Below are 20,964 nucleotides of genomic sequence, written 5' to 3'. Positions count from 1 at the left end.
TTCGCATACAGTGGCCCCATGATCGCGCAACGACTCTCGGCCCGCCGCCTCCAGGAGCTGCTCGGCGCATGGCGGGGCGACGGGCACAGCTACCGGGAGCTCAGCGAGAGCATCGGGATCCTCGTGCGCGACGGACGGCTGCCGCCCGCCTCCGTGCTGCCCGCCGAGCGCCCGCTCGCCGAACAGCTCGGGGTGAGTCGCACCACCGTGGCCGCTGCCTACCAGCGCCTCCGGGAGGACCGCGTGGTGGAGTCGCGGCGCGGCTCGGGCACGGTCGTGCTCGGACCGCGGGCGACGGGCGGGGACCGCCGCCCGCTCGGGGCTGACGAGGAGATCTCCCTGACACGCGCCTCGCCGGGCCCCTGGTCGGGACTGCCCGAGCTGGGGCGGCGGGCGCTCGCCGAGCACGCCGACGCCTTCCTGCTCGACGGCTTCGACACGATCGGGCACCCGGCGCTGCGCGAGATCATCGCGCAGCGCTACACGGACCGGGGGCTGCCGACCCGGCCCGACCAGATCATGGTGACGCTCGGCGCGCAGCACGCGATCTTCCTCATCGCGCGCACGCTGCTGCGGCGCGGCGATCGGAGCCTCATCGAGTCGCCGAGCTACCCGCACGCCCGCGAGGCGCTCGCCGCCGCCGGGGCGCTCGTCGCCGAGCTGCCCGTCGGGGTGCGCGGCCACGACGCGGCGAGCATGCTCGAGATCACCCGTCGCAGCGCCGCCCGCCTCGCATACCTGATCCCCGACCACCACAATCCCACCGGCCTCAGCATGCCGCCCGAGCTGCGGGAGCACCTCATCGCGAACCTCGCGGATCAGGGCGCGCACCTCGTCGTCGACGAGACGACCGCGGAGCTCGTGCTCGGCGCCCCGCGGCCCGTGCTGCCGTTCGCTGCCTCGGCGGCGCGGCCGCACCACCACGACGCGATCCTCACGGTCGGGTCGCTCGGCAAGACGGTCTGGGGCGGGCTGCGGGTGGGCTGGATCCGCGCCGCTCCCGACCTCATCGCCCGGCTCGAGGCCGCGCGGGTGGTTGGCGATCTCGGCACAGGCACCTGGGCGCAGGTGCTGGGAGCACTCGCGCTCGAGCGCTACGACGAGGTGCTCGCCGATCGTGCCCGCGAGCTCACCGCCGGCCACCGCGCGCTGCTCGCCGCGCTCGAGCGCCGGCTGCCGGAGTGGAGCTTCTCGCCCGCGACCGGCGGCGTGAGCGTCTGGGCCGACCTGGGGGAGCCCCGCAGCACCCGACTGGGCCGCGAGGCCGCACGGCTCGGCCTCCGGATCCCGCCGGGTCCGCAGTTCGGCAGCCCCGGCGTCTTCGAGCGCTTCGTGCGGCTGCCGTTCGCGGCCGCGGGGGTCGACCTGACGCGCGCCGTCGAGGTGCTGAGCCGAGCGTGGCGCGGGGGAAGGGGATCCGCGACGCCCGCCCCCGTGCGCGCCGAGCTCGTGTGAGGGCGCGATAGGCTAGGGGGATCATGCTCGATCTTGACTTCAGCGCTCGCATCAAGGCCCTCCGCGCCACCTACGCCGACATCGCGGCGGTCACCGATCTGCCACGGCTCGAGCGGGAGATCGGCGAGCTGGAACAGCAGGCCGCCGCGCCCGATCTGTGGGACGATCCTGCGGCCGCGCAGAAGGTCACCAGCGGCCTCTCGCACCGGCAGGCACAGGTGCGCAAGCTGCGCGGCGTCGAGAGTCGCCTCGACGACCTCGAGGTGCTGATCGAACTCGCGCAGGAGGCCGACGACGAGGAATCGGCGAAGGAGGCGGCCGACGAGCTCGTAGCGCTCGAGAAGCTCGTGCAGGATCTCGAGGTGCAGACCATGCTGTCGGGGGAGTACGACGAGCGCGCGGCGGTCGTCACGATCCGATCGGGCGCCGGCGGCGACGACGCCACCGACTTCGCCGAGATCCTGCTGCGCATGTACCTGCGCTGGGCCGAGCAGCACGGTTACTCAACCAAGGTGCTCGACACCTCCTACGCCGAGGGCGCCGGAATCAAGTCGGCCACGTTCGAGGTCGACGCCCCCTACGCCTTCGGCACGCTCTCGGTCGAGGCCGGCACCCACCGGCTCGCTCGCATCAGCCCCTTCGGCTCCGCCGACAAGCGGCAGACCAGCTTCGCCGGGGTCGAGGTGATCCCGCTGCTCGAGGAGGCCACCGAGGTCGATATCCCCGAGAACGACATCCGCGTCGATGTCTTCCGCTCGTCGGGCCCTGGCGGTCAGTCGGTGAACACCACGGACTCGGCCGTGCGCATCACGCACATTCCCACGGGCATCGTCATCTCCATGCAGAACGAGAAGTCGCAGATCCAGAACCGCGCGGCCGCCATGCGCCTGCTGCAGACCCGCCTGCTGCTGCTGCAGAAGGAGCAGGAGGCAGCCAAGAAGAAGGAGCTCGCGGGATCCGTCACGGCCAGCTGGGGAGACCAGATCCGCTCCTACTTCCTCTACGGTCAGCAGCTGGTGAAGGATCTGCGCACGGGCCACGAGTCCTCCCAGCCCGAGGCCGTGTTCGACGGGGACCTCGACGGGTTCATCGCCGCGGGCATCCGCTGGCGCTCGCTCTCGAAGAACGACTGAGCTCTTCCAGCAGGATTCCCCTCCGAGATTCTGCGACTCCGCGGAGAATGACGACGCCTCACCAGCGCGCCTGCGTCGGGCCCACAGGCAGAGGGCGTATTGTCGAGGCGTCATGATCCTCTTCGAGAACGTCACCAAGAAGTACCGGGGTACCGCGAAGCCCGCGCTCGACGGTATCGACCTCAGGGTCGATCGCGGCGAGTTCGTCTTCATCGTGGGCGCTTCCGGTTCCGGCAAGTCGAGCTGCCTGCGCCTCATCCTGCGCGAGGATCAGCCGAGCATCGGCAAGATCCACGTGCTGGGGCAGGATCTCAGCAAGATCTCATCCCGCAAGGTTCCCTATTTCAGGCGCAACCTCGGTACCGTGTTCCAGGATTTCCGCCTGCTCTCCAACAAGACCGTCTACGACAACGTCGCGTTCTCGCTCCAGGTGATCGGCAAGTCGCGCGGCTTCATCCAGGAGGCCGTGCCCGACACGCTCGAGATGGTCGGGCTGGCGAACAAGGCCAAGCGCTTCCCGCACGAGCTCTCGGGCGGCGAGCAGCAGCGCGTCGCGATCGCCCGCGCGATCGTGAACAAGCCGTCGATCCTGCTCGCCGACGAGCCCACCGGCAACCTCGACCCGGCCACCAGCCTCGGCATCATGCAGCTGCTGCGCGCCATCAACGCCTCGGGGACGACCGTCGTGATGGCGACGCACGAGGCGACCTTCGTCGACATCATGCAGCAGCGCGTGGTCGAGCTCTCGCAGGGCGTCGTCGTGCGCGACGAGGTGGGCGGCGGCTACGGCGAGACCGCGTCGATCCCCGTCGCCGACCTCTCGGAGGAGGGCGTGCAGGTGCTGCGCACGACCGAGGCGGTCGTGCGTGCGGCGCTCGCCCCCGAGGAGGGCGGCGAGCCCGATCCGGACGCGGAGGCCGCCGAGGCAGCGGCGATCCCGACCCCGCCCCCTGGCATGCAGGCGCCAGAGGCGGCCGCACCCGGCGCGCCGGCTCCCGACACCGACTCCCCGCAGCAGCCCTCATCCTCCGCGGATCCCCTGGACGAGCTGCTCGGCACCGAGACCCTGCGCGAGGCCTCCGTCTTCGAGGAGCCCCACCCGTTCGGCGAGGACGACTCCGAGATCGACGACGATGACGACACAGTGCGGGCCGGCGGCCCGCAGGCGCGTCGCATCCCCGGCTTCCTCGATCCCGGGCGGCCGATGGACCCCGTGCGGATGGCCGAGACCGGAAACCTCGCCGAGCACCTCGGGCTCAGCAGGAAAGACGACGACGAGACGGATGTGGGGCCGGTGCGATGAGGGCGGGACTGGTTCTCGGCGAGGTCTGGAACGGCCTGCGCCGCAACATGTCGGTGGTCATCTCGGTGATCCTCGTGACGTTCGTGTCGCTCACCTTCGTGGGCGCCGCGATCATCATGCAGCTGCAGATCCAGCAGATGAAGACGTTCTGGTACGACCGCGCCCAGGTCGCGATCTACCTCTGCACGGACTACGACCAGAGCGCGACGTGTGCGGGTTCCGACGCCGGCGAGGCCGAGATCTCCGCGGTCGAGGACGCCCTGCAGTCGGGCACGCTCCAGCCGTACATCGACGACTACTTCTTCGTCGACCATGAGCAGGCGTACGAGGAGTTCGCGAAGCAGTTCGAGGGCAATCCGATCCTCGAGATCACGCGGCCCGAGCAGCTGAACCAGACCTTCTGGATCAAGCTGAAGGACCCCTCGCGATCCGATATCATCACCGAGACCTTCTCGGGCATCCCCGGGGTGCAGAGCGTGTCTGATCAGCGCAGCCTGCTCGACCGCATCTTCCTGTTCCTCGGCGTCGCGAGCTACACCGCGATCGCGATCGCGGGGCTCATGCTCGTGGCGGCGATGCTGCTGATCTCGACCACCATCAGGCTCTCGGCGTACTCGCGCAGGCGGGAGATCGGGATCATGCGCCTGGTGGGCGCATCGAACCGATTCATCCAGACACCCTTCATATTGGAGGGGATCATCGCAGCGCTCGTGGGTGCGGTGCTGGCGGGGGCCGCCTCGGTGGGGATCGTGCGCTTCTTCGTGCAGGGCTTCCTCGCGACGGAGGTGCCGTTCACGAGCTACATCACGGTCGAGCAGTCGCTGATCGTGCCGCCGGTGCTCATACTCGTGGGGGTCGTGCTGTCGGCCATCGCCGCCAAGATCGCGATCACCCGCTACCTCCGGGTGTAGGCGGAGCCTGCTCGGAGTCGCGCGCTGAGACCGACCGTTTCAGTGAGACCGACGGTTTCAGAGTCCCTGAAACCGTCGGTCTCACTGAAACCGTCGCGTTCGGCGGTGCGGCGCGGCTCCCGCGACTGCGCTAAGCTGGGTCCTCGCGCTTCCGCGCGGACCCCACCGACCCGTAGAGAGAATGTGACCATGCCCAAGGAGACCGGCGAGAAGCTCATCGCGTCGAACAAGAAGGCGCGGCACGAGTATCTCATCATCGACACCTACGAGGCGGGGATGGTGCTCACGGGCAGCGAGGTGAAGTCCCTGCGCATGGGGCGGGCCTCGCTGGTCGACGGCTACGTGTTCATCGAGCGCGGCGAGGCCTGGCTCGACGCGGCCTACATCCCCGAGTACCTCAACGGTTCGTGGACCAACCACGCCCCGCGCCGCAAGCGCAAGCTGTTGCTGCACCGGCAGCAGATCGACAAGCTCTATCAGAAGACCCGAGAGGGCGGCATGACGATCGTGCCGCTGCGGCTCTACTTCCTCAACGGCCGCGCGAAGGTCGAGATCGCCCTCGCGAAGGGCAAGAAGGAGTACGACAAGCGGCAGACGCTGCGCGAGCGGCAGGACAAGCGCGAGGCCGAGCGCGCCATGCGCAGCCGCAACCGGCTGGGGGAGTAGGGGCCTCGCTGCCCTGCCGGCTGCCGCCTTGCCGGTTGCTGCCTTGCCGGTTGCTGCCTTGCCACTCTGCCGGCTGCCACATTGCCGGCTGCCGCTCAGCCGGCTGCTGCCTCGCCACTCTGCTGACTGCAACCCTGCCGCCCTGCCACTCAGCCGGCGATAAGGCGCGAGAGGCCAGAAACGGCTGGAGTCCTCGCGGATCCGAGCCCTTTCTGACCTCTCGCGAGGATGAGGCGCGGGCTACTCGCGAGCCCTCGCGCCCCGGCCCTCACATCGCGTCGAGCGCGCGGCTCACGTCGAGCAGGACGTCGTTCTGCACGCCGTGCCAGTGATCCGTGTCGGGCTCCGGCCACGAGGACAGTTTGACGATCACCGAGTCGGTCGGCGGATCCAGCCACAGGTTCTGCCCGTGGATGCCGATGCCGCTCACGTTGCCGCGCTCGTTGCCCGTGCACCACCACTGGCGCGTGTAGCTGCCGTCGGGGAACGTGCCGGTGAAGCCCTCGTAGGTCATGGCCTCGCGCGATCCGCCCTCCATGATGCTGCGTACCCAGGTCTCCGAGACGACACGGCCGCCCGGGGCGTGACCGCCGTCGAGCATCATGCGTCCCACGCGCGCGAGATCCCGCGCGGTGCATGAGACGCCGCCGTTCGCGAAGCCGAACCCCGTCGTGTCGACGGTGATGGTCGCGTCGCGGTCGGCGTCGAGCTTCGCCCACAGGTGGATCGAGAGCGCTTCGGCGTAGCGCAGGCCCGTGACGCGCTCGATGATCCACGCGAGCACGTCGGTGTTGGCCGAGCAGTACTGGAACTCGCCCGTAGCGCCGCTGCCGCGCAGCGTGGTGAGGAACTCGTAGGTGTCGGCGGGATCGCCGTCGCGTCGCGACCGCCAGCCCGCGGAGCGGTCGTGGGTCTGCACCTCGGAGGCGGGGTCGACGTAGTCCTCGCTGTAGTCGATCGCGACCTCCATGTCGAGCACCTGCTGCACCGACGGGCCGTCGTAGACGCTCCCCTCGAGCTCGGGCACGTACTCGGTGACGGGCCTGGCCGGATCGATGCGCCCCTCATCGACGAGCGCTCCGACGACTGTGCCGCACAGCGACTTCGAGACGCTCATCAGCAGGTGGCGGTCGTCGGGAGCGAAACCGGCGCGGTAGTACTCGGCGAGCACCTCGCCGCCGCGCAGCACCAGGAAGGCGTCGGTGTAGCTCTGCTCCAGTCGCTGCTGCAGGTCGGGGAGTCGAGGGGTGAGCGAGTCGAGGCGCACCGTCGCTTCGGACGGGGCGGCGGGGGAGCGGCGGGGGATCACTGCGGTGGGCAGGATCTCGCCCAGGTGCGAGAAGGCCCAGCGGTTCTGCGGGGCCTCCTGCCAGCTGTCGAGGTTCGGTTCTCCCGGAGCTCCTCCCGGGTAGCGCGCGGGGTGCGGACCGGTCGTGCTGCGCCTCTGCGAATCGGTGTCGCTATGCGTGTTCATGGGTCCCCTCACTCGGCGATCTGGGCGCGGATCCGGCGCTTCGCGAGCACCGTGTAGACCACGATCGAGACCACGATGCCGACGGGCGTCGAGAGATCGATGTAGCCGAGGGAGACGGCGAACGGGCCGGTCCAGACGTCGGTCGACAGGAAGAGCGCGGTGGCGGTGCCGCCGGCGACGACGGAGACGAGGCCGGCGAGGCTGAAGCCTCCGTGGTACCAGAACTTCGCGCCGGGTCGCTCGTCGAACAGGTCGAGGCCGTTGTACCGGTTGCGGCGCAGCACGATGTCGGCGACGTACACCGCGATCGTGGGCACCGAGATGATGAGCAGGAACTGCAGCATCAGGTTGATGGCGTCGATGAGGCTCGTCGACATCACGAGGAAGAGCGTGAAGGCGGTGCCGAGCACGCCGATGAGGATGGCCGAGGGGATGCGGCGGATCGGCACGCCGATCGACTGGAACGCCATGCTGGCCGTGTAGGTCGTCATGCCGTTGAGCGCGACCGTGTTCACGATGACGCCGATGACGAAGATCGGACCGAGCCACACCGGCAGCATGTCGAGCATCGCGAACTCGATGCCGAACTCGAGCGCGTCGGCCGAGACGACGCTGCCGAGGAGGGCTCCCACGATCGTGAAGAAGGTGAACGGCACGGCGCCGCCGAGCGCCGTCGCCCAGATGATGTGCGAGGGCTTCGCGTCGCGCGGGAGGTACCGAGCCATGTCGGCGCTGTTCGAGAAGGAGAGGGGGCTCGAGGCGAGAATCGCGAAGGCGATCGTGAGGCTCGACCAGAGGGCGACGCCCTGCAGCGGCTCGGGCTGCGTGAAGTTCCAGTCGACGGTCGGCAGGATGAATCCCGTCACCACGAGGAAGATGAGGAGCAGCAGGATGGTGAGGGCGGTGAAAGCCTTCAGGATGAGCGCGTGCCCGTAGACGGCGACGAGGACCGTGACGATCGAGACCACGACCGTCACGACGACGAGGCCGATCGTCTTATCCTCGATGCCCATGCGGGTGAGCAGCTCGGCGCCCATGAAGGACGACGCCACCCAGTTGAGAGCGAGGAAGACGCCCGAGATGAACCAGCCGTAGAAGGCGATCACGATCTTGTTGCCGCGGAAGCCGTAGATGGCGCGCTGGATCACGGAACCCGAGGTGCCGGCCGCGGGGCCGCTGACGGCGACGATGCCGGGGAAGACCCAGAGCAGGGACGCGACGAGGACGACCGCGATGGACTGCCAGATCTCCAGGCCGAGCACGGCGGTGAAGGAGGCGCCGATGGTGAAGTTGAGAACGCTCACCATTGTCGCGGCCCACACCGAGAAGAGGTCTCGGGGCTTGCCGTGGCGCTCGCTCTCGGAGACGAGTTCGATGCCGCGGGTCTCGGGCTGCGTGGGGATGTCGGCGAATTCCTGGTGGGAATCGGCTGGAGTGGGTGCGGTCACTTGGCAGTTCCTCTCGGCGGAGCCCCGAGCATCGTCGCGGGTGACATGAGACAGCGGCGCTGCTATTGGTCATGAGGCCAATGGACTCTATTGGTCACTAATCCAATAGGATGTGGCCCATGGTGTCAAGCGGAGGATCGTCGAGGGTGCGCAAGCAGCCCGAGGAGCGGCGTGCCGAGATCATCGCCGAGGCCGCGCGGATCGCGCTCGGGGACGGACTCGAACGCATCACGCTGCGCGCCGTCGCCGACGGGCTCGGGGTGCGACCGGGGCTGATCAGTCACTATTTTCCGGCGGCGGAGGATCTGGTGATCGCGGCCTTCCTGGCCGCCGTCACCGGCGAGCGGGAGCGATTGCAAGCGGGGGAGGGAAGCGCTCTCGACCGGCTCACCGCCTTCGTGCGCCGCGTCGAGTTCGAGTCGGTCGACCTCTCCCGGCTGTGGCTCAACGCGAGGCATCTCGCACGGTTCACCCCCGCGCTCGCCGAGGCGATCGAGGAGCAGGAGGCGCTCGACCGCGAGCGCCTGGTCGCGCTCATCGAGCAGGGGCGGTCGGAGGGTGCGTTCCAGGTGGCCGATCCGCTCGCGGCGTGCGTGCGGATCTTCATGGCCGTCGACGGCTTCGGCGCCTATGCGAACAACATCGGCGACTTCGAGCCGGAGGCCTACGTGCACTTCGTCGCCGATGTCTGCGAGTGGGCGCTCGGCATTGAGCCGGGCCGGTTGCGCGAACGCGTCGTCCGCGCGTAGCGCGGCGGCGTGCGCGTCGCCGTCCGTCGGCTGGGCGCCGCCGTCCGCGCGCCGCCGCCCGTCGTCTGCGCGTGATCCTCGCCGCGCCCACGATCCGGGGTCATATTCGTGCGTGTCGCCGCGCGCGACACGGCAAGAACTGACCTCGAATCGGCGACACGGCGGAAAGTGACCCCGGGCGAAGGCTGGAGCGGAGGGGTTCGAGCCGCCTGGGTCTTGGCGCGACGGTGATCTAGTGGTATTCTGTAAGGCCGGGATGATCCCGGATTGACAATTCCACAGCGCGTGATGCGAATGCCCCAGACAGCACCTTCGGGTGTGTGCGCCGTTCAGGCGTGAACTCGGGGCCGATCGGTTTCGACACGTCGATTTGAGACTGTGAGAAGCGGGCCGAGGACGCGGAGTTATCTCGTAAACGCCCTTCGCAAACCATAGGTGCCAACGCTAAGCGCACCGACTTCGCTCTCGCTGCCTAAGCAGTAAGACCGAGTCCGTCAGGTCGGGTGGGCCTCCGCCCCGGTTTCCTGGCGTCATCTAGGAGGCTTGCTGGTGCGTCGTGTCTCAGGGCGCGCCGGGACTTTCACTGAGGCTGGGCCCGTCATCCTAGGTGTTCGTGACAAAGGATGGGGCCGAGTAGAACGTCTGCACGAACTACGCTCGTAGAAGGCACGGAATCGTCGAAGTGGACCGGGGTTCGATTCCCCGCGGCTCCACCAGAGTGTTCGCATCACGCGCTGTCGGATCCCCTCTCGTGGAAGGGGAGCGGACGAGGTCCGCGACAAGGTTGCCGAGCGCGACGATGAGGATCAGCAGGAAAGCTCCCGTGCGAATCGCCGCGTAGCGGTGCCGCGAATACACTCGTTCTCGAGATCCGGCCCGGGTCGCGAGGGGAGCGGCAATGGATGTGACTGATGGTTGGACCGTGAAGACGCGGAACGGCTGGGTGCAGGGTTTGAGACGCCCAGGGCACGCCGCCTTCCTCGGCATCCCCTTCGCGGAGCCCCCTGTGGGTGAGTTGCGCTTCGCGGCGCCCGTGCCCAGGCGACCCTGGGAGGGCGTACTGCCGGCGATCACTCATGGACCCACTCCGCTGCGCGCTGCGGCACCGGGGCTCGTGCCCGAACCGGCGATCCCGGGCGACGACACTCTCAGCGTCTCGGTGTTCACGCCGGAGGCGGATCCCGCGGCGCGGCTCCCCGTACTCGTGTGGATCCACGGCGGGGCCTACACCGGCGGCTCGCCGGCGAGCCCGTGGTACGACGGGGCTGCTTTCGCGCGCGACGGTGTCGTGACAGTCGTCGTCTCCTATCGGCTCGGCTTCGACGGGTTCGGAGCGATCCCGGGCGGCTGCGCGAATCGTGCGGTGATGGATTGGCTCTGCGCACTCGAGTGGGTGCAGGAGAACATCGAGGCGTTCGGGGGCGATCCCGCGCGGGTCACACTCGCGGGCCAGTCCGCGGGCGGCGGTGCCGTGCTCACCCTGCTCGGCATGCCGGCGGCGGGTTCGCTGTTCCGCGCGGTCTGGGCGAGCTCGCCCGTGCTGCCGGTGCGCGCACTCGAGGATGCCGAGAGGATGACTCGAAGACTCGCGGCCCGCCTCGGAATCGCTCCCTCACGAGAAGCGCTGGCCGCGATCCCCGAGGAGCGCATCCTCGCCGAGCAGATGGCGGCGGCGCGTCCCCGTGGCCTCTCTTTGAACGCGTTGATCGAGCGCGCTCCCTCGTTCTGCCCGGTCGTCGACGGCGACCTGATCCCCGAACCGACGGTCGACGCCCTCGCGCGCGGCATCGGCGGCGACGTCGACCTGGTCGTCGGATCGAACGACAACGAGATCGTCCTTCCGGCAGAGTCGCTGCCGTCGTGGATCCGGCATGCTCCCGAGGGACTCGTGCTCTGGGCCACTGGACTCCACGGCCACGATATGCGGGAGTACCGCGCCACCCAGAGGGACGGTGGTGTCTCCGGCGCGGTGCCGGCGCTCGGCCAGGAGATCACGGACCGTGTGTTCAGACGCCAGGTCGTGCGGGTCGCCTCAGCGCGTGCGGCGTCGGCACCGGCCTCTACCCGGGTCTACCGATTTTCCTGGCCGTCGCCGACCAAGGGCGGCGCCATCCACTGCCTCGACCTGCCCTTCTTCTGGGACGTGCTCGATCGTGAGGACACGCACCCGATGACGGGGGAGCATCCACCGCGCAGCCTCGTCGATGCCGTACACGGTGCCGCGGTCGCTCTCGTGACGGGAGAAGGGCCCGAATTTCCCGAATGGGACGCGGCCGAACGCAGAGTCGCGCTCATCGGCGGAGACGGGGAGCACCCTGTTCAAACTCTGCCTGACGGATACGCCGGACTCTCCGCGCTGCTGCGCTGAAGCCGCACTCGCCGCTCAGCTCGGCTTTTGCCGTTCGCCGGGCTGCGGCTTGAACCACCCATCCGGCCGTTCTTGCTGCTGGTAGACATCCGGGATACCGTCGGCGTCCGCGTCCACGCGGTCGCGTGCACGGATGCGACCGTACTGGTGATTCCGGATCCCGAGGACGATCGCCGCGAGCACGGCGGCGATGATCGAGGCGGAGAGGATCGCGGCCTTTGCGTGGTCGTGAGCGGGGGAACCGCTCTCGAAGCTGAGCTCGGCGACGAGCAGGGACACGGTGAAGCCGATGCCCGCGAGCAGGCCGACCCCGACCATGTCGATCCAGCGCAGGGCCGGGTCGAGACGGATGCGCCCCAGCTTCGTGACGAGCCAGGTGGTGGTGACGATGCCGAGCGGCTTGCCGAGCACGAGCCCGGCGACGATCGCGAGGGTCACCGGGCTGAGGAGCGCGGCTCCGATCCCATCCCACCCGCCGAGGGAGACACCGGCGGCGAAGAAGGCGAACACGGGCACTGCGAAGCCCGCGGAGAGCGGCCGGAAGCGGTGCTCGAACTCCTCCGCCAGCCCCGGTCCGTCGACGCCGGCGGCACGGTCGACGCGCCGGTGCAGCACGGGGATGGTGAAGCCGAGCAGCACGCCCGCGATCGTGGCGTGGATGCCGGAGGCGTGCATGAGCGCCCACGCGACGACGCCGATCGGGAGCAGGATCAGCCAGGCCGCGAACGGGCGATCCCCGAAGAACGAGCGGAAGCGCTGCGCGACGATCCCGTAGACCGCGATGACGGCGAACGCCCCGACGAGGGGGAGGATCTCGATGCGGTCGGTGTAGAAGATCGCGATGATGCTGATCGCGATGAGATCGTCGACCACGGCGAGGGTGAGGAGGAAGATGCGCAGTGCGCTCGGCAGGTGCGAACCGATGATCGCGAGCACCGCCACGGCGAACGCGATATCGGTCGCCGTGGGGATCGCCCATCCATGCCGAAGTTCGGGCTGCTGCCACACGATCGCGGCGTAGATGAGCGCGGGGACGGCGACACCGCCGCAGGCCGCGGCGATCGGCACGATCGCGGTGCTGAACCTGCGGAGGTCGCCGGCGACGAACTCGCGTTTGAGTTCGAGACCGACGAGGAAGAAGAATATCGCGAGCAGCCCGTCGGCCGCCCACGCACCGAGGCTGAGGCGCAGGTGCCAGGGCTCGTAGCCGACCTCGAGATCGCGCAGCGCGAAATAGCCGTCGGCGAGCGGGGTGTTCGCCCACACGATCGCGATGACTGCGGCGATGACGAGCAAGATGCCGCCGACGGTCTCCTTGCGGAGGATCGCCGCGATTCGGCGGGCCTCGCGGAACGAACCGTAGCGGGGGAAGGAGGGGGAGAGCGTCTGGTTCACGGTGCCTTTCGCGGTCGGGTGGCGTGTATGCGATTCGCCGACCAGACTTCCCGGCACACCATCCGTCCTGCTCCACGGAGACACGACAGGTTGACCATGTTACGCACTGCCGACGGCTGATGCGAAGGGCACGCCGAGATCCGATCGATCCTTCACGTGCGAACTCGGACAGGAGTAGCATCGGGTGCGGTGCGCCGGGAAGTCTGGTCGGCACGTCGAGGCAGGATCAGCCGGTCGGCGTCAACGAGCTGAAGGATGCCTTGATGAACACGCCCACAGGAAGCGTCGCCGTGCAGCGCGTCCATGACCTCGGTGTGCGGGTGCGAGCCAGGGCCCGATATCTGGCGGGTCACTCGCCCGCGCGCATCGCGATCCTCATCTTCGCCGCCGCGACGCTCCTGTTCACCGCGCTGCTGATGCTCCCAGCTGCTGCCCGCTCCGGCTTCGCGACGCCGCTGCCCGACGCCCTGTTCACGGCGGTCTCAGCGGTGACAGTGACCGGTCTGACGACGGTTGAGACCGGTGAGCACTGGTCGATGTTCGGACAGGTCGTGATCCTCGTGGCCATACAGACCGGAGGCTTGGGAGTGGTGACCATCGCGCTGCTGCTGGCGCGGATGGTGACCCGCAGGCTCGGAGTCTCCGGGAGAGTGTTCGCGAAAGAGAGCATCGGCACCGCCGGCCTCGGTGATGTCGGACGGCTCCTGCGGGTGGTCGTCCTGACGACGTTCGTGATCGAGGGGGCGCTCGCCGCCCTCCTCATCCCGACGTTCGCCGTCGCAGAGGGCTCGGTGCTCGACGGCGTCTGGTACGGCGTCTTCTACGCGGTCTCGGCGTTCGGGAACGCCGGCTTCTCCCCTCACGTGGGTGGGCTCATGGCGTTCGCGGACAACGGCTTCGTGCTCGTCCCGATCGCGGCCGGCGTGTTCGTGGGCAGCTTCGGATTCCCGGTGTTCCTCAATCTGATCCGCGTGAGGTGGACGCGCCGCAAGTGGTCGTTGCACACGAAGCTCACGCTGTACACCACGACGATCCTGATGCTCGCCGGGGCCGTCGCCTGGGGCGCGTTCGAGTGGAACAACCCCGACACCGTGGGCCACCGGTCGTGGTGGGAGCGGATCGGCGGCGCGCTCTTCGCCTCGATCATGATGCGCTCGGGCGGGTTCTCGGCCGTCGACACCCAGGCCTCGACCTCGACGACGATGCTGCTCAGCGATGCGATGATGTTCGTCGGCGGCGGATCAGGGTCGACGGCCGGCGGGATCAAGGTGACGACCCTGGCGGTGCTGTTCATCGCGATCCTCGCGGAGGCGCGAGGCACCCGGAACACCAATGCCCTGGGGCGTCGTCTCCCGAACAGCATCCTTCGGCTCGCGATCAGCGTGGTGTTCCTCGGAGCGACCCTCGTGCTGGCCGCGGCAGGGTTGCTCACGATCGTCAGCGACGCGAAGCTCGATCGCATCCTGTTCGAGGTGATCTCGGCGTTCGCAACCTGCGGTCTCTCGGTCGGTATCTCCTCCGAGGTCGGCTCCTTCGGCAAGTACGTGCTGTCAGCCCTGATGCTCATGGGGCGGGTCGGGCCGATCGCGCTCGCCTCGGCGCTCGCGATACGCCAGCGCCAGGAGGCCTTCACGCTCCCGGAAGAGCGCATCGTCATCGGATAGCGGCACGACGCACCCGGGCGTGATCCCGACGCGACGCGTCGGCGCACGCCGCAACAGTGCCGGCCGACGGAGCCAAGGTTATGCTCGCCTACGTTGCGGGCGCTCCCCGCGAGGGTCAAGATGAGATCATGAGCGAGATCCTGCCGAGCACCTCACCGACGTCGACGCACGAGGGCGAGCCCCACGGCCAGGGGATGGGCCAGCGGCTCAATTGGTTGCGCGCGGGCGTGCTCGGGGCGAATGACGGGATCGTCTCGACCGCGGGCGTCGTCATCGGCGTAGCAGGCGCGACCCCGAACAACCTCGTCGCCATCGCGACGGCGGGAATCGCCGCGCTGGTCGCCGGTGCGTTCTCGATGGCCGGCGGTGAGTACGTCTCGGTGAGCACTCAGCGCGACACCGAGCGGGCGATGATCGCGAAGGAGGAGCGCGAGCTCGCCGAGATGCCGGAGGAGGAGCTCGAAGAGCTCGCGGGCTTCTACCGCGAGCGGGGGCTGTCGGAGCATCTCGCCAAGCAGGTGGCGGTGGAGCTGACCGCGAAGGATGCGCTCGCGGCGCACGCGGAGGTCGAGCTCGGCATCGACCCGAACGAGTACACGAGCCCGTGGGCGGCTGCCGTCTCGTCGTTCGTCTCGTTCACCGTCGGCGCGCTGATCCCGCTCGTCATGATCCTGCTGCCCTTCGGCGAGCACCGCGTGTGGATCGCCGCCGCGGCCGTGGTGATCGGCCTGTTCCTGACGGGCTGGATCAGCGCCGCCCTCGGCGGCGCCCCCAGGGGGCGCGCGATCCTGCGCAACGTCGTGATGGGGTCGGCGACGATGGTCGCGACCTACGTGATCGGCATGATCTTCGGGGTCGCGGTCAGTTAGGTCTGGCGGGCCGAGCGCGTATCGGACGAGATCGGAGGCACGCATGATCCTGAACGAGACGTACACGCTGTCGAACGGAGTCGAGATACCGAGGCTCGGACTGGGCACCTGGTTCATCGAAGATCGCCTGGCCGCGAGCGCGGTGCGAGAAGCGGTGGAGATCGGGTACCGCAACATCGACACGGCCCAGGCCTACGGCAACGAGCGCGGCGTGGGAGAGGGGATCCGCACCAGCGGCGTCCCCCGGGACGAACTGTTCGTGACGACGAAGCTCGCCGCCGAGATCAAGGACTACGAGGGCGCCGTCGCCGCGATCCGAGGATCCCTTGAGACGCTCGCGATCGGACACATCGACCTGATGCTGATCCACAGCCCGCAGCCGTGGAGCGACTTCCGGGGCGGCGACTATGCGGAGGGCAACCGCGAGGCCTGGCGCGCACTCGAGGAGGCGCACCGGGCCGGCATGATCCGCGCGATCGGCGTCTCGAACTTCCTTCAGAAGGATCTCGAGAACATCCTCGAGCACGGCTCCGTCGCACCGCAGGTGAACCAGGTGCTGCTGCACGCGGGCAACACGCCGACCGAGCTCCTCGCCTACTGCGAGAGCAGGGGCATGCTCGTGCAGGCCTACTCTCCGATCGCGCACGGCAAGCTGCTGGGCAGACCGGTGATCACGGCGATCGCGCAGAAGTACGGGGCGACGGTGCCGCAGCTCTGCATCCGCTACGCTCTGCAGCTGGGCGCACAGCCGCTGCCGAAGACCGCGAATCCCGAGCACATGCGAGCCAATACCCGGCTCGACTTCGAGATATCCGAGGCCGACATGGAGGTGCTGCGGACCCTGGACGAACGAGACGAACGAGACGACGAGAAGGACGGAGAGCACCGATGACTGAAACGATGCGCGCCCTCATCGCAGGGCGAGGCCCGGAGTGGGTGCTGGCCGACGTGCCGGTCCCGCAGCCCGGCGCCGGAGAGGTGCTGATCCGCAATCGCGCCTCCGCGAGCAACAACGCCGACATGCCCATGCTCGCCGAGGCCGACCCGTCCTCGGGCGGCAGCGGCGACGAGTTCATCGCCGGATACGAGTACGCCGGCGAGATCGCGGCGGTCGGCGAGGATGCGGGGGAGTGGCGGATCGGCGACCCGGTCATGGGCACCTACCCGTCGGCCTTCGCCGAGTACCTCGTGGTCGACCATCGCTTCGTGCTGCCGAGGCCCCTCGGTCTCTCACCCGAGATCGCCTGCGCGCTGCCGACGGCGCTGCTGACCGAGTACGGCGCGCTCCGCGTCGCGGGGTTCGAGCGGGGCCGGAGCGTGCTCGTTACCGGCGCCACCACCGGTATCGGATTCATCGGCGTGCAGCTCGCGAGAACGCTGGGCGCCTCGCGGGTGATCGCGACGACGCGCAGCGCCGACAAGCGCGACCTGCTCGTCTCGCTGGGCGCCGACGACGTGGTCGTCACCTCGGAGGAGGATCTCACCGAGGCGGTGCTCGGGGCGACCGACGGGCGCGGCGTCGACCTGGTGCTCGACCATATCGCCGGGCAGACCTTCGCCCAGTGCCTGCCGGCCACCGCGCACGACGGGCACGTGGTGAACATCGGGCGCCTGGCGGGGCCGGCCTCGACGATCGATCTCGACGCGCTCTCCTACAGGCACCTCACCGTGCACGGGGTCTCGTTCGGATTCTCGCGCGATTGGGAGACCGTGCCGATCCTCGACGCGCTGCACGCCCAGGTGCTTCCCGCGGTCGAGCGCGGGGAGATCCGCCCCGTCATCGACTCCTCGTTCGCGTGCGAGGACTCGCTGGATGCTGCGAACCGGCTGCGCTCGGGCGAGGCCGTCGGCAAGGTCGTGCTCGCGTTCGAGTGAGGCGGGACGGACGGGGCTCCGATATCAGCCCCGGCCTCGGCGCCGGCCGGAGTCGCCGTGCCGGCTCGCGGTAGGCTGAGGGATCATGAGGCGGGTCGCGGTCGTGGTGCTCGAGGGAGCGAAGCCCCTCGACGTCGGCATTCCCGCTCAGGTCTTCACCTCTCGCAGCAGCATGCCGTACTCGGTCGACGTGTGCGGGGTGGAGCCCGGCCTCATCACGGGCGGGGACGGCCTCTCGTATCACGTCGAGCACGGCATCGACGCGCTCGACAGCGCAGATCTCATCTTCGTGCCCGGCTACCGGCACCCCGACCGCGAGCCCCCGCCCGCCGCGCTCATCGAGGCGCTCCGCCGTGCCCATGAGCGGGGGGCGAGGCTCGCGGCGATCTCGACCGGGGCCTTCGCGCTCGCCGCGACGGGTCTGCTCGACGGCAAGCGCGCGACGACCCACTGGCATTATTCGAGGATCCTCGCCGAGCGCTTCCCCGAGGTGAGGGTCGACGAGCGGGTGCTCTTCGTCGACGAGGGGTCGGTGCTCACCTCGGCGGGCGCGGCATCGGGCATCGATCTCTGCCTGCACATCCTGCGCAAGGAGGCCGGGATGTCGGTGGCGAACCACGCGGCCCGCCGCCTCGTGGCGGCTCCCTATCGCAGCGGGGGGCAGGCGCAGTACGTGCCTCAGAGCGTTCCCGAGACGCACGGCGAGCGCTTCACGCTCACGCGCGAGTGGGCGCTGCGCAGGCTCGACGAGACGCTCGACATCGCTCGTCTCGCGGCTCATGCGCGGGTGTCGGAGCGCACGCTCTCGCGGCGCTTCAGAGACGAGACCGGCTACACGCCGATGCAGTGGATCATGCGGGCGCGGATCGATCGTGCGCGCGAACTGCTCGAGGAGACCGACCTCGGGATCGAGGAGATCTCCGCCGCGGTCGGGCTGGGCACTGCGACGAACCTCCGCCGCCACTTCAGGAGTGTTCTCGGCACGACGCCGAGCGATTATCGCCGAACGTTCTCGCGCTCGCGCTGAGGGTATCGCGCCGGCCGAGAACCCGTTGGCCGACGCGACGAGCGGGGGTGAGGCGGAGTGCCCGCAACTTGGCAGGATCCGTTCGGAGGCTGGCATTCAGGCCACTGGACTCGGGGCTCGAATCGGGCCAATCTGGAGGTATTCCGAGTGCAACGGACACTGAAGAAGAAAGTGGGATCATGACTGCTCGTGTGGCTATCAACGGCTTCGGACGTATCGGGCGCGGCGTGCTGCGCGCACTGCTGAAGAAGGACAGCGACGTCGAGGTCGTCGCTGTCAACGACCTCACCAACGGGGAGATGCTGGCGCATCTGCTCGAGTGGGACAGCGTCTACGGCCGTCTGAAGAGGGAGATCTCGTTCGAGGACGGCGAGCTGGTCGTCGATGATCGCCGCATCAAGGTGTTCGCCGAGGCCGACCCGGCGAAGCTCCCCTGGGGCGACCTGGGCGTCGACGTAGTGCTCGAATCGACCGGACGGTTCACGAAGGCCGAGGATGCCCGCAAGCACGTCGAGGCCGGCGCCAAGCGCGTGCTCGTGAGCGCACCCGCGACGAACGCGGACCTCACCGTCGTGGTCGGCGTGAACGACCACCTCTACGACCCCGAGAAGCACGTCATCATCTCGAACGCCTCCTGCACCACGAACGCCTTCGCGCCGCTCGCGAAGGTGCTCGACGACCTCGCGGGCATCACGCAGGGATTCATGACCACGGTGCACGCGTACACGCAGGACCAGAACCTCATCGACGGTCCGCATAAGGATCGCCGCCGCGCCCGCGCCGCGGCCCTCAACATCGTTCCCACATCGACGGGCGCGGCGAAGGCGATCGGTCTCGTGCTGCCGCAGCTCGACGGCAAGCTGTCGGGCACCTCGATGCGCGTGCCGGTGCCCGTGGGCTCGATCGTCGAGCTGAACGCGGCCGTTTCGCGCGAGGTGACCCGTGAAGAGGTGCTCGAGGCCTACCGCGCCGCGGCCGCCGAGGGCCCCCTGGAGCACGTCTTCGAGTTCTCGGACGAGCCGCTCGTGTCATCGGATATCGTGGGCAACTCCCACTCCTCGATCTTCGACTCCGAGCTCACCGAGGTGCAGGGCAAGCACATCAAGGTCACCAGCTGGTACGACAACGAGTGGGGCTTCTCGAACCGCGCCGCCGAGATGCTGGAGAAGCTCGCGAGCTGATTCCGCCCGGAGGGCCTGCCGCCGCTGCAGGCCTCCTCTGTCGCCGCAGGACCTCCGGCACCGTTGTAGACCTCTCACACGGTGTCGGAGGTCTGCGGCGGTATGAGAGGCCTACGCCGGCGACGGGGCGAGCGGACTCCCGTCGAAGGGGACGGAGGATCGCCTCAGCGACGGCGCATGCGCAGCACGAGCAGGGCGATGCCGCGCCACCCGAGCAGGAAGACGCCCAGCGTGATGGTCGCCACGAGGATGAAGGCCGGGGCCGTGCCCTGATCCGACAGCAGCCGCAGCCCCATGCCGAGCATCACGGTGCCCAGCCACACCGGGACTCCGGAGCGCAGGAGCTTGACCGGGTGCTTCCACACGAGTCCCCATCCCCAGACCAGCAGCAGGCCGACGAGGAAGGGCCACGCGGTCTCGAAGAGGCCCAGCAGTGTGGCCTCGCGAGCGTGATTGCTGCGCCCGAGCCCCGCGAAGAGCAGCACGAGCGCGGCATCGACGGCCAGTGCGAGCGCCGCGAGCGCCGGACGCACGGGGGAGACGGCCTCCGGGGTCTGCTCGGGGGAGGCCGTCATCGTGCGACTCCGGCCGAGGTCTTCGATCCCTCCGGTTCTCGCGAGTCCCCGAGCGCGCCCTCGATCGTCGCGATGACCGCGTCGTGCAGCGCGCCGTTCGTGGCGAGCGAGCTGCCGTTCCACGCGCTCTCCGAGCCCTCGATATCGGTGAACCGGCCGCCGGCTTCACGCACGATCGGCACGAGCGCCGCGAGGTCGTAGGGCTTCACGTCGAACTCGGCGACCACGTCGAGGAGGCCCTCCGCGAGCAGCATGTACGACCACATGTCGCCGTAGGCGCGATCCCGCCACACGGCGCGGCTGAGCTCGATGAGGGGGTGCAGGTAACCCGCGACGTCCCACTGCTCGATGCTCTGGAAGCTGAGAGAGGCGTGCTCGAGTTCGGCGATGCCCGAGACCCGCAGTCGACGGGGCTCCTGCCCCGCCTCGCGGCCCCAGGCGCCGCCCCCGGTCTCCGCCCACCAGCGCGCCCCGAACGCCGGAGCCGAGACGACGCCGACGGTGGGTGCTCCGTCGATCTCGAGGGCGATGAGCGTGGCCCAGTTCGGTACTCCCCGCAGGAAGTTCGCGGTACCGTCGATGGGGTCGATGATCCAGCGCCGGGAGCCCTTCTCCGAGCGCCCCGACTCTTCGCCGAAGAAGCTGTCGGCCGGCAGCGCGGCCTCGATGCGCTCGCGCAGCGCTCGCTCGACCGCCTTGTCGGCATCGGTCACGTACGTGCGGTCGGGCTTCGTCTCGATGGTCAGGTCGGCCGACTGGAAGCGGGGGAGCGAGACCGAATCGGCGAGATCCGCGAGCTCGAGCGCGAACGCGAGGTCGGTCGAGGGGGCGGGAATGGAATCGGACATCGAGCACCTTCCGTGAACGGCCA

At 69.0% G+C, this 20,964-nt stretch carries 18 protein-coding genes and 1 other RNA gene; 14 read left to right on the top strand and 5 right to left on the bottom strand.

Annotated elements, in window-relative coordinates:
• The first annotated feature begins 18 nt into the window (after nt 1-18).
• The 5 genes from yczR (at nt 19) to smpB (ending at nt 5,468) form a co-directional block, all read left to right on the top strand.
• The gene (yczR, locus tag KVY00_RS04070) at nt 19-1,455 is read left to right on the top strand and encodes a MocR-like transcription factor YczR (RefSeq protein ID WP_223044458.1); all 1,437 of its coding nucleotides are present in this window, start codon (nt 19-21) and stop codon (nt 1,453-1,455) included.
• A 23-nt stretch (nt 1,456-1,478) separates the two neighbouring features.
• Nucleotides 1,479-2,588, top strand: a complete 1,110-nt coding sequence (gene prfB, locus KVY00_RS04065) for a peptide chain release factor 2 (RefSeq protein WP_223044457.1) — start codon at nt 1,479-1,481, stop codon at nt 2,586-2,588.
• Nucleotides 2,589-2,700: 112 nt separating this feature from the next.
• Nucleotides 2,701-3,891 carry a cell division ATP-binding protein FtsE gene (gene ftsE, locus KVY00_RS04060; RefSeq protein WP_223044456.1) on the top strand — a complete coding sequence of 397 codons (1,191 nt, stop codon included), beginning with the start codon at nt 2,701-2,703 and terminating at the stop codon, nt 3,889-3,891.
• A complete protein-coding gene (ftsX, locus tag KVY00_RS04055) occupies nt 3,888-4,802 on the top strand; it encodes a permease-like cell division protein FtsX (RefSeq protein WP_223044455.1) in 915 nt (304 codons plus the stop codon). The genes ftsE and ftsX overlap by 4 nt, the downstream gene beginning before the upstream one ends.
• A gap of 189 nt (nt 4,803-4,991) precedes the next feature.
• Nucleotides 4,992-5,468 carry an SsrA-binding protein SmpB gene (gene smpB / locus KVY00_RS04050; protein ID WP_223044454.1) on the top strand — a complete coding sequence of 159 codons (477 nt, stop codon included), beginning with the start codon at nt 4,992-4,994 and terminating at the stop codon, nt 5,466-5,468.
• A gap of 268 nt (nt 5,469-5,736) precedes the next feature.
• Here the strand turns inward: smpB and nylB are convergent, their stop codons facing one another.
• Nucleotides 5,737-6,942 carry a 6-aminohexanoate-dimer hydrolase gene (gene nylB / locus KVY00_RS04045; protein ID WP_223044453.1) on the bottom strand — a complete coding sequence of 402 codons (1,206 nt, stop codon included), beginning with the start codon at nt 6,940-6,942 and terminating at the stop codon, nt 5,737-5,739.
• 8 nt (nt 6,943-6,950) lie between these two features.
• A complete protein-coding gene (locus tag KVY00_RS04040; protein ID WP_223044452.1) occupies nt 6,951-8,390 on the bottom strand; it encodes a purine-cytosine permease family protein in 1,440 nt (479 codons plus the stop codon).
• Nucleotides 8,391-8,509: 119 nt separating this feature from the next.
• Here KVY00_RS04040 and KVY00_RS04035 point away from each other — a divergent pair, with 119 nt between their 5' ends.
• From KVY00_RS04035 to KVY00_RS04025, 3 genes are all read left to right on the top strand, one after another.
• Nucleotides 8,510-9,139 (top strand): TetR/AcrR family transcriptional regulator, encoded by a 630-nt coding sequence (locus KVY00_RS04035; protein WP_223044451.1) that lies wholly within the window; start codon nt 8,510-8,512, stop codon nt 9,137-9,139.
• 343 nt (nt 9,140-9,482) lie between these two features.
• Nucleotides 9,483-9,855, top strand: a transfer-messenger RNA (tmRNA) gene (gene ssrA, locus KVY00_RS04030).
• 182 nt (nt 9,856-10,037) lie between these two features.
• The gene (locus tag KVY00_RS04025) at nt 10,038-11,507 is read left to right on the top strand and encodes a carboxylesterase/lipase family protein (RefSeq protein WP_223044450.1); all 1,470 of its coding nucleotides are present in this window, start codon (nt 10,038-10,040) and stop codon (nt 11,505-11,507) included.
• A 15-nt stretch (nt 11,508-11,522) separates the two neighbouring features.
• On the opposite strand, the gene nhaA is transcribed toward KVY00_RS04025, so the two are convergent.
• Nucleotides 11,523-12,902: a Na+/H+ antiporter NhaA gene (nhaA, locus tag KVY00_RS04020; RefSeq protein ID WP_223044449.1), complete on the bottom strand. Its 1,380-nt coding sequence runs from the start codon at nt 12,900-12,902 to the stop codon at nt 11,523-11,525.
• Nucleotides 12,903-13,165: 263 nt separating this feature from the next.
• On the opposite strand from nhaA, the gene KVY00_RS04015 reads away from it, so the two are divergent.
• From KVY00_RS04015 to gap, 6 genes are all read left to right on the top strand, one after another.
• Nucleotides 13,166-14,566 carry a TrkH family potassium uptake protein gene (locus KVY00_RS04015; protein ID WP_223044448.1) on the top strand — a complete coding sequence of 467 codons (1,401 nt, stop codon included), beginning with the start codon at nt 13,166-13,168 and terminating at the stop codon, nt 14,564-14,566.
• A 128-nt stretch (nt 14,567-14,694) separates the two neighbouring features.
• Nucleotides 14,695-15,435, top strand: coding sequence for a VIT1/CCC1 transporter family protein (locus KVY00_RS04010; protein ID WP_255572750.1), 741 nt, complete (start codon nt 14,695-14,697; stop codon nt 15,433-15,435).
• Between the two features lie 43 nt (nt 15,436-15,478).
• Nucleotides 15,479-16,327, top strand: a complete 849-nt coding sequence (locus tag KVY00_RS04005) for an aldo/keto reductase (protein WP_223044447.1) — start codon at nt 15,479-15,481, stop codon at nt 16,325-16,327.
• Nucleotides 16,324-17,310 carry a quinone oxidoreductase family protein gene (locus KVY00_RS04000; RefSeq protein WP_223044446.1) on the top strand — a complete coding sequence of 329 codons (987 nt, stop codon included), beginning with the start codon at nt 16,324-16,326 and terminating at the stop codon, nt 17,308-17,310. Before KVY00_RS04005 ends, KVY00_RS04000 begins: the two co-directional genes overlap by 4 nt.
• An 85-nt stretch (nt 17,311-17,395) precedes the next feature.
• A complete protein-coding gene (locus KVY00_RS03995) occupies nt 17,396-18,337 on the top strand; it encodes a GlxA family transcriptional regulator (protein WP_223044445.1) in 942 nt (313 codons plus the stop codon).
• Nucleotides 18,338-18,516: 179 nt separating this feature from the next.
• Nucleotides 18,517-19,518 (top strand): type I glyceraldehyde-3-phosphate dehydrogenase, encoded by a 1,002-nt coding sequence (gap, locus tag KVY00_RS03990; protein WP_223044444.1) that lies wholly within the window; start codon nt 18,517-18,519, stop codon nt 19,516-19,518.
• A gap of 164 nt (nt 19,519-19,682) precedes the next feature.
• On the opposite strand, the gene KVY00_RS03985 is transcribed toward gap, so the two are convergent.
• Together KVY00_RS03985 and KVY00_RS03980 are read right to left on the bottom strand one after the other, a co-directional pair.
• Nucleotides 19,683-20,093 carry a DUF3054 domain-containing protein gene (locus KVY00_RS03985; protein ID WP_223044443.1) on the bottom strand — a complete coding sequence of 137 codons (411 nt, stop codon included), beginning with the start codon at nt 20,091-20,093 and terminating at the stop codon, nt 19,683-19,685.
• On the bottom strand, nt 20,090-20,941 hold the full coding sequence (locus KVY00_RS03980) for an inositol monophosphatase family protein (RefSeq protein ID WP_223044442.1): 852 nt from the start codon (nt 20,939-20,941) through the stop codon (nt 20,090-20,092). Before KVY00_RS03980 ends, KVY00_RS03985 begins: the two co-directional genes overlap by 4 nt.
• Nucleotides 20,942-20,964: the final 23 nt, after the last annotated feature.

This window comes from Leucobacter tenebrionis (assembly GCF_019884725.1).
GTDB lineage: Bacteria > Actinomycetota > Actinomycetes > Actinomycetales > Microbacteriaceae > Leucobacter > Leucobacter tenebrionis.
This window is presented reverse-complemented; position numbering and strand designations above follow the sequence as displayed.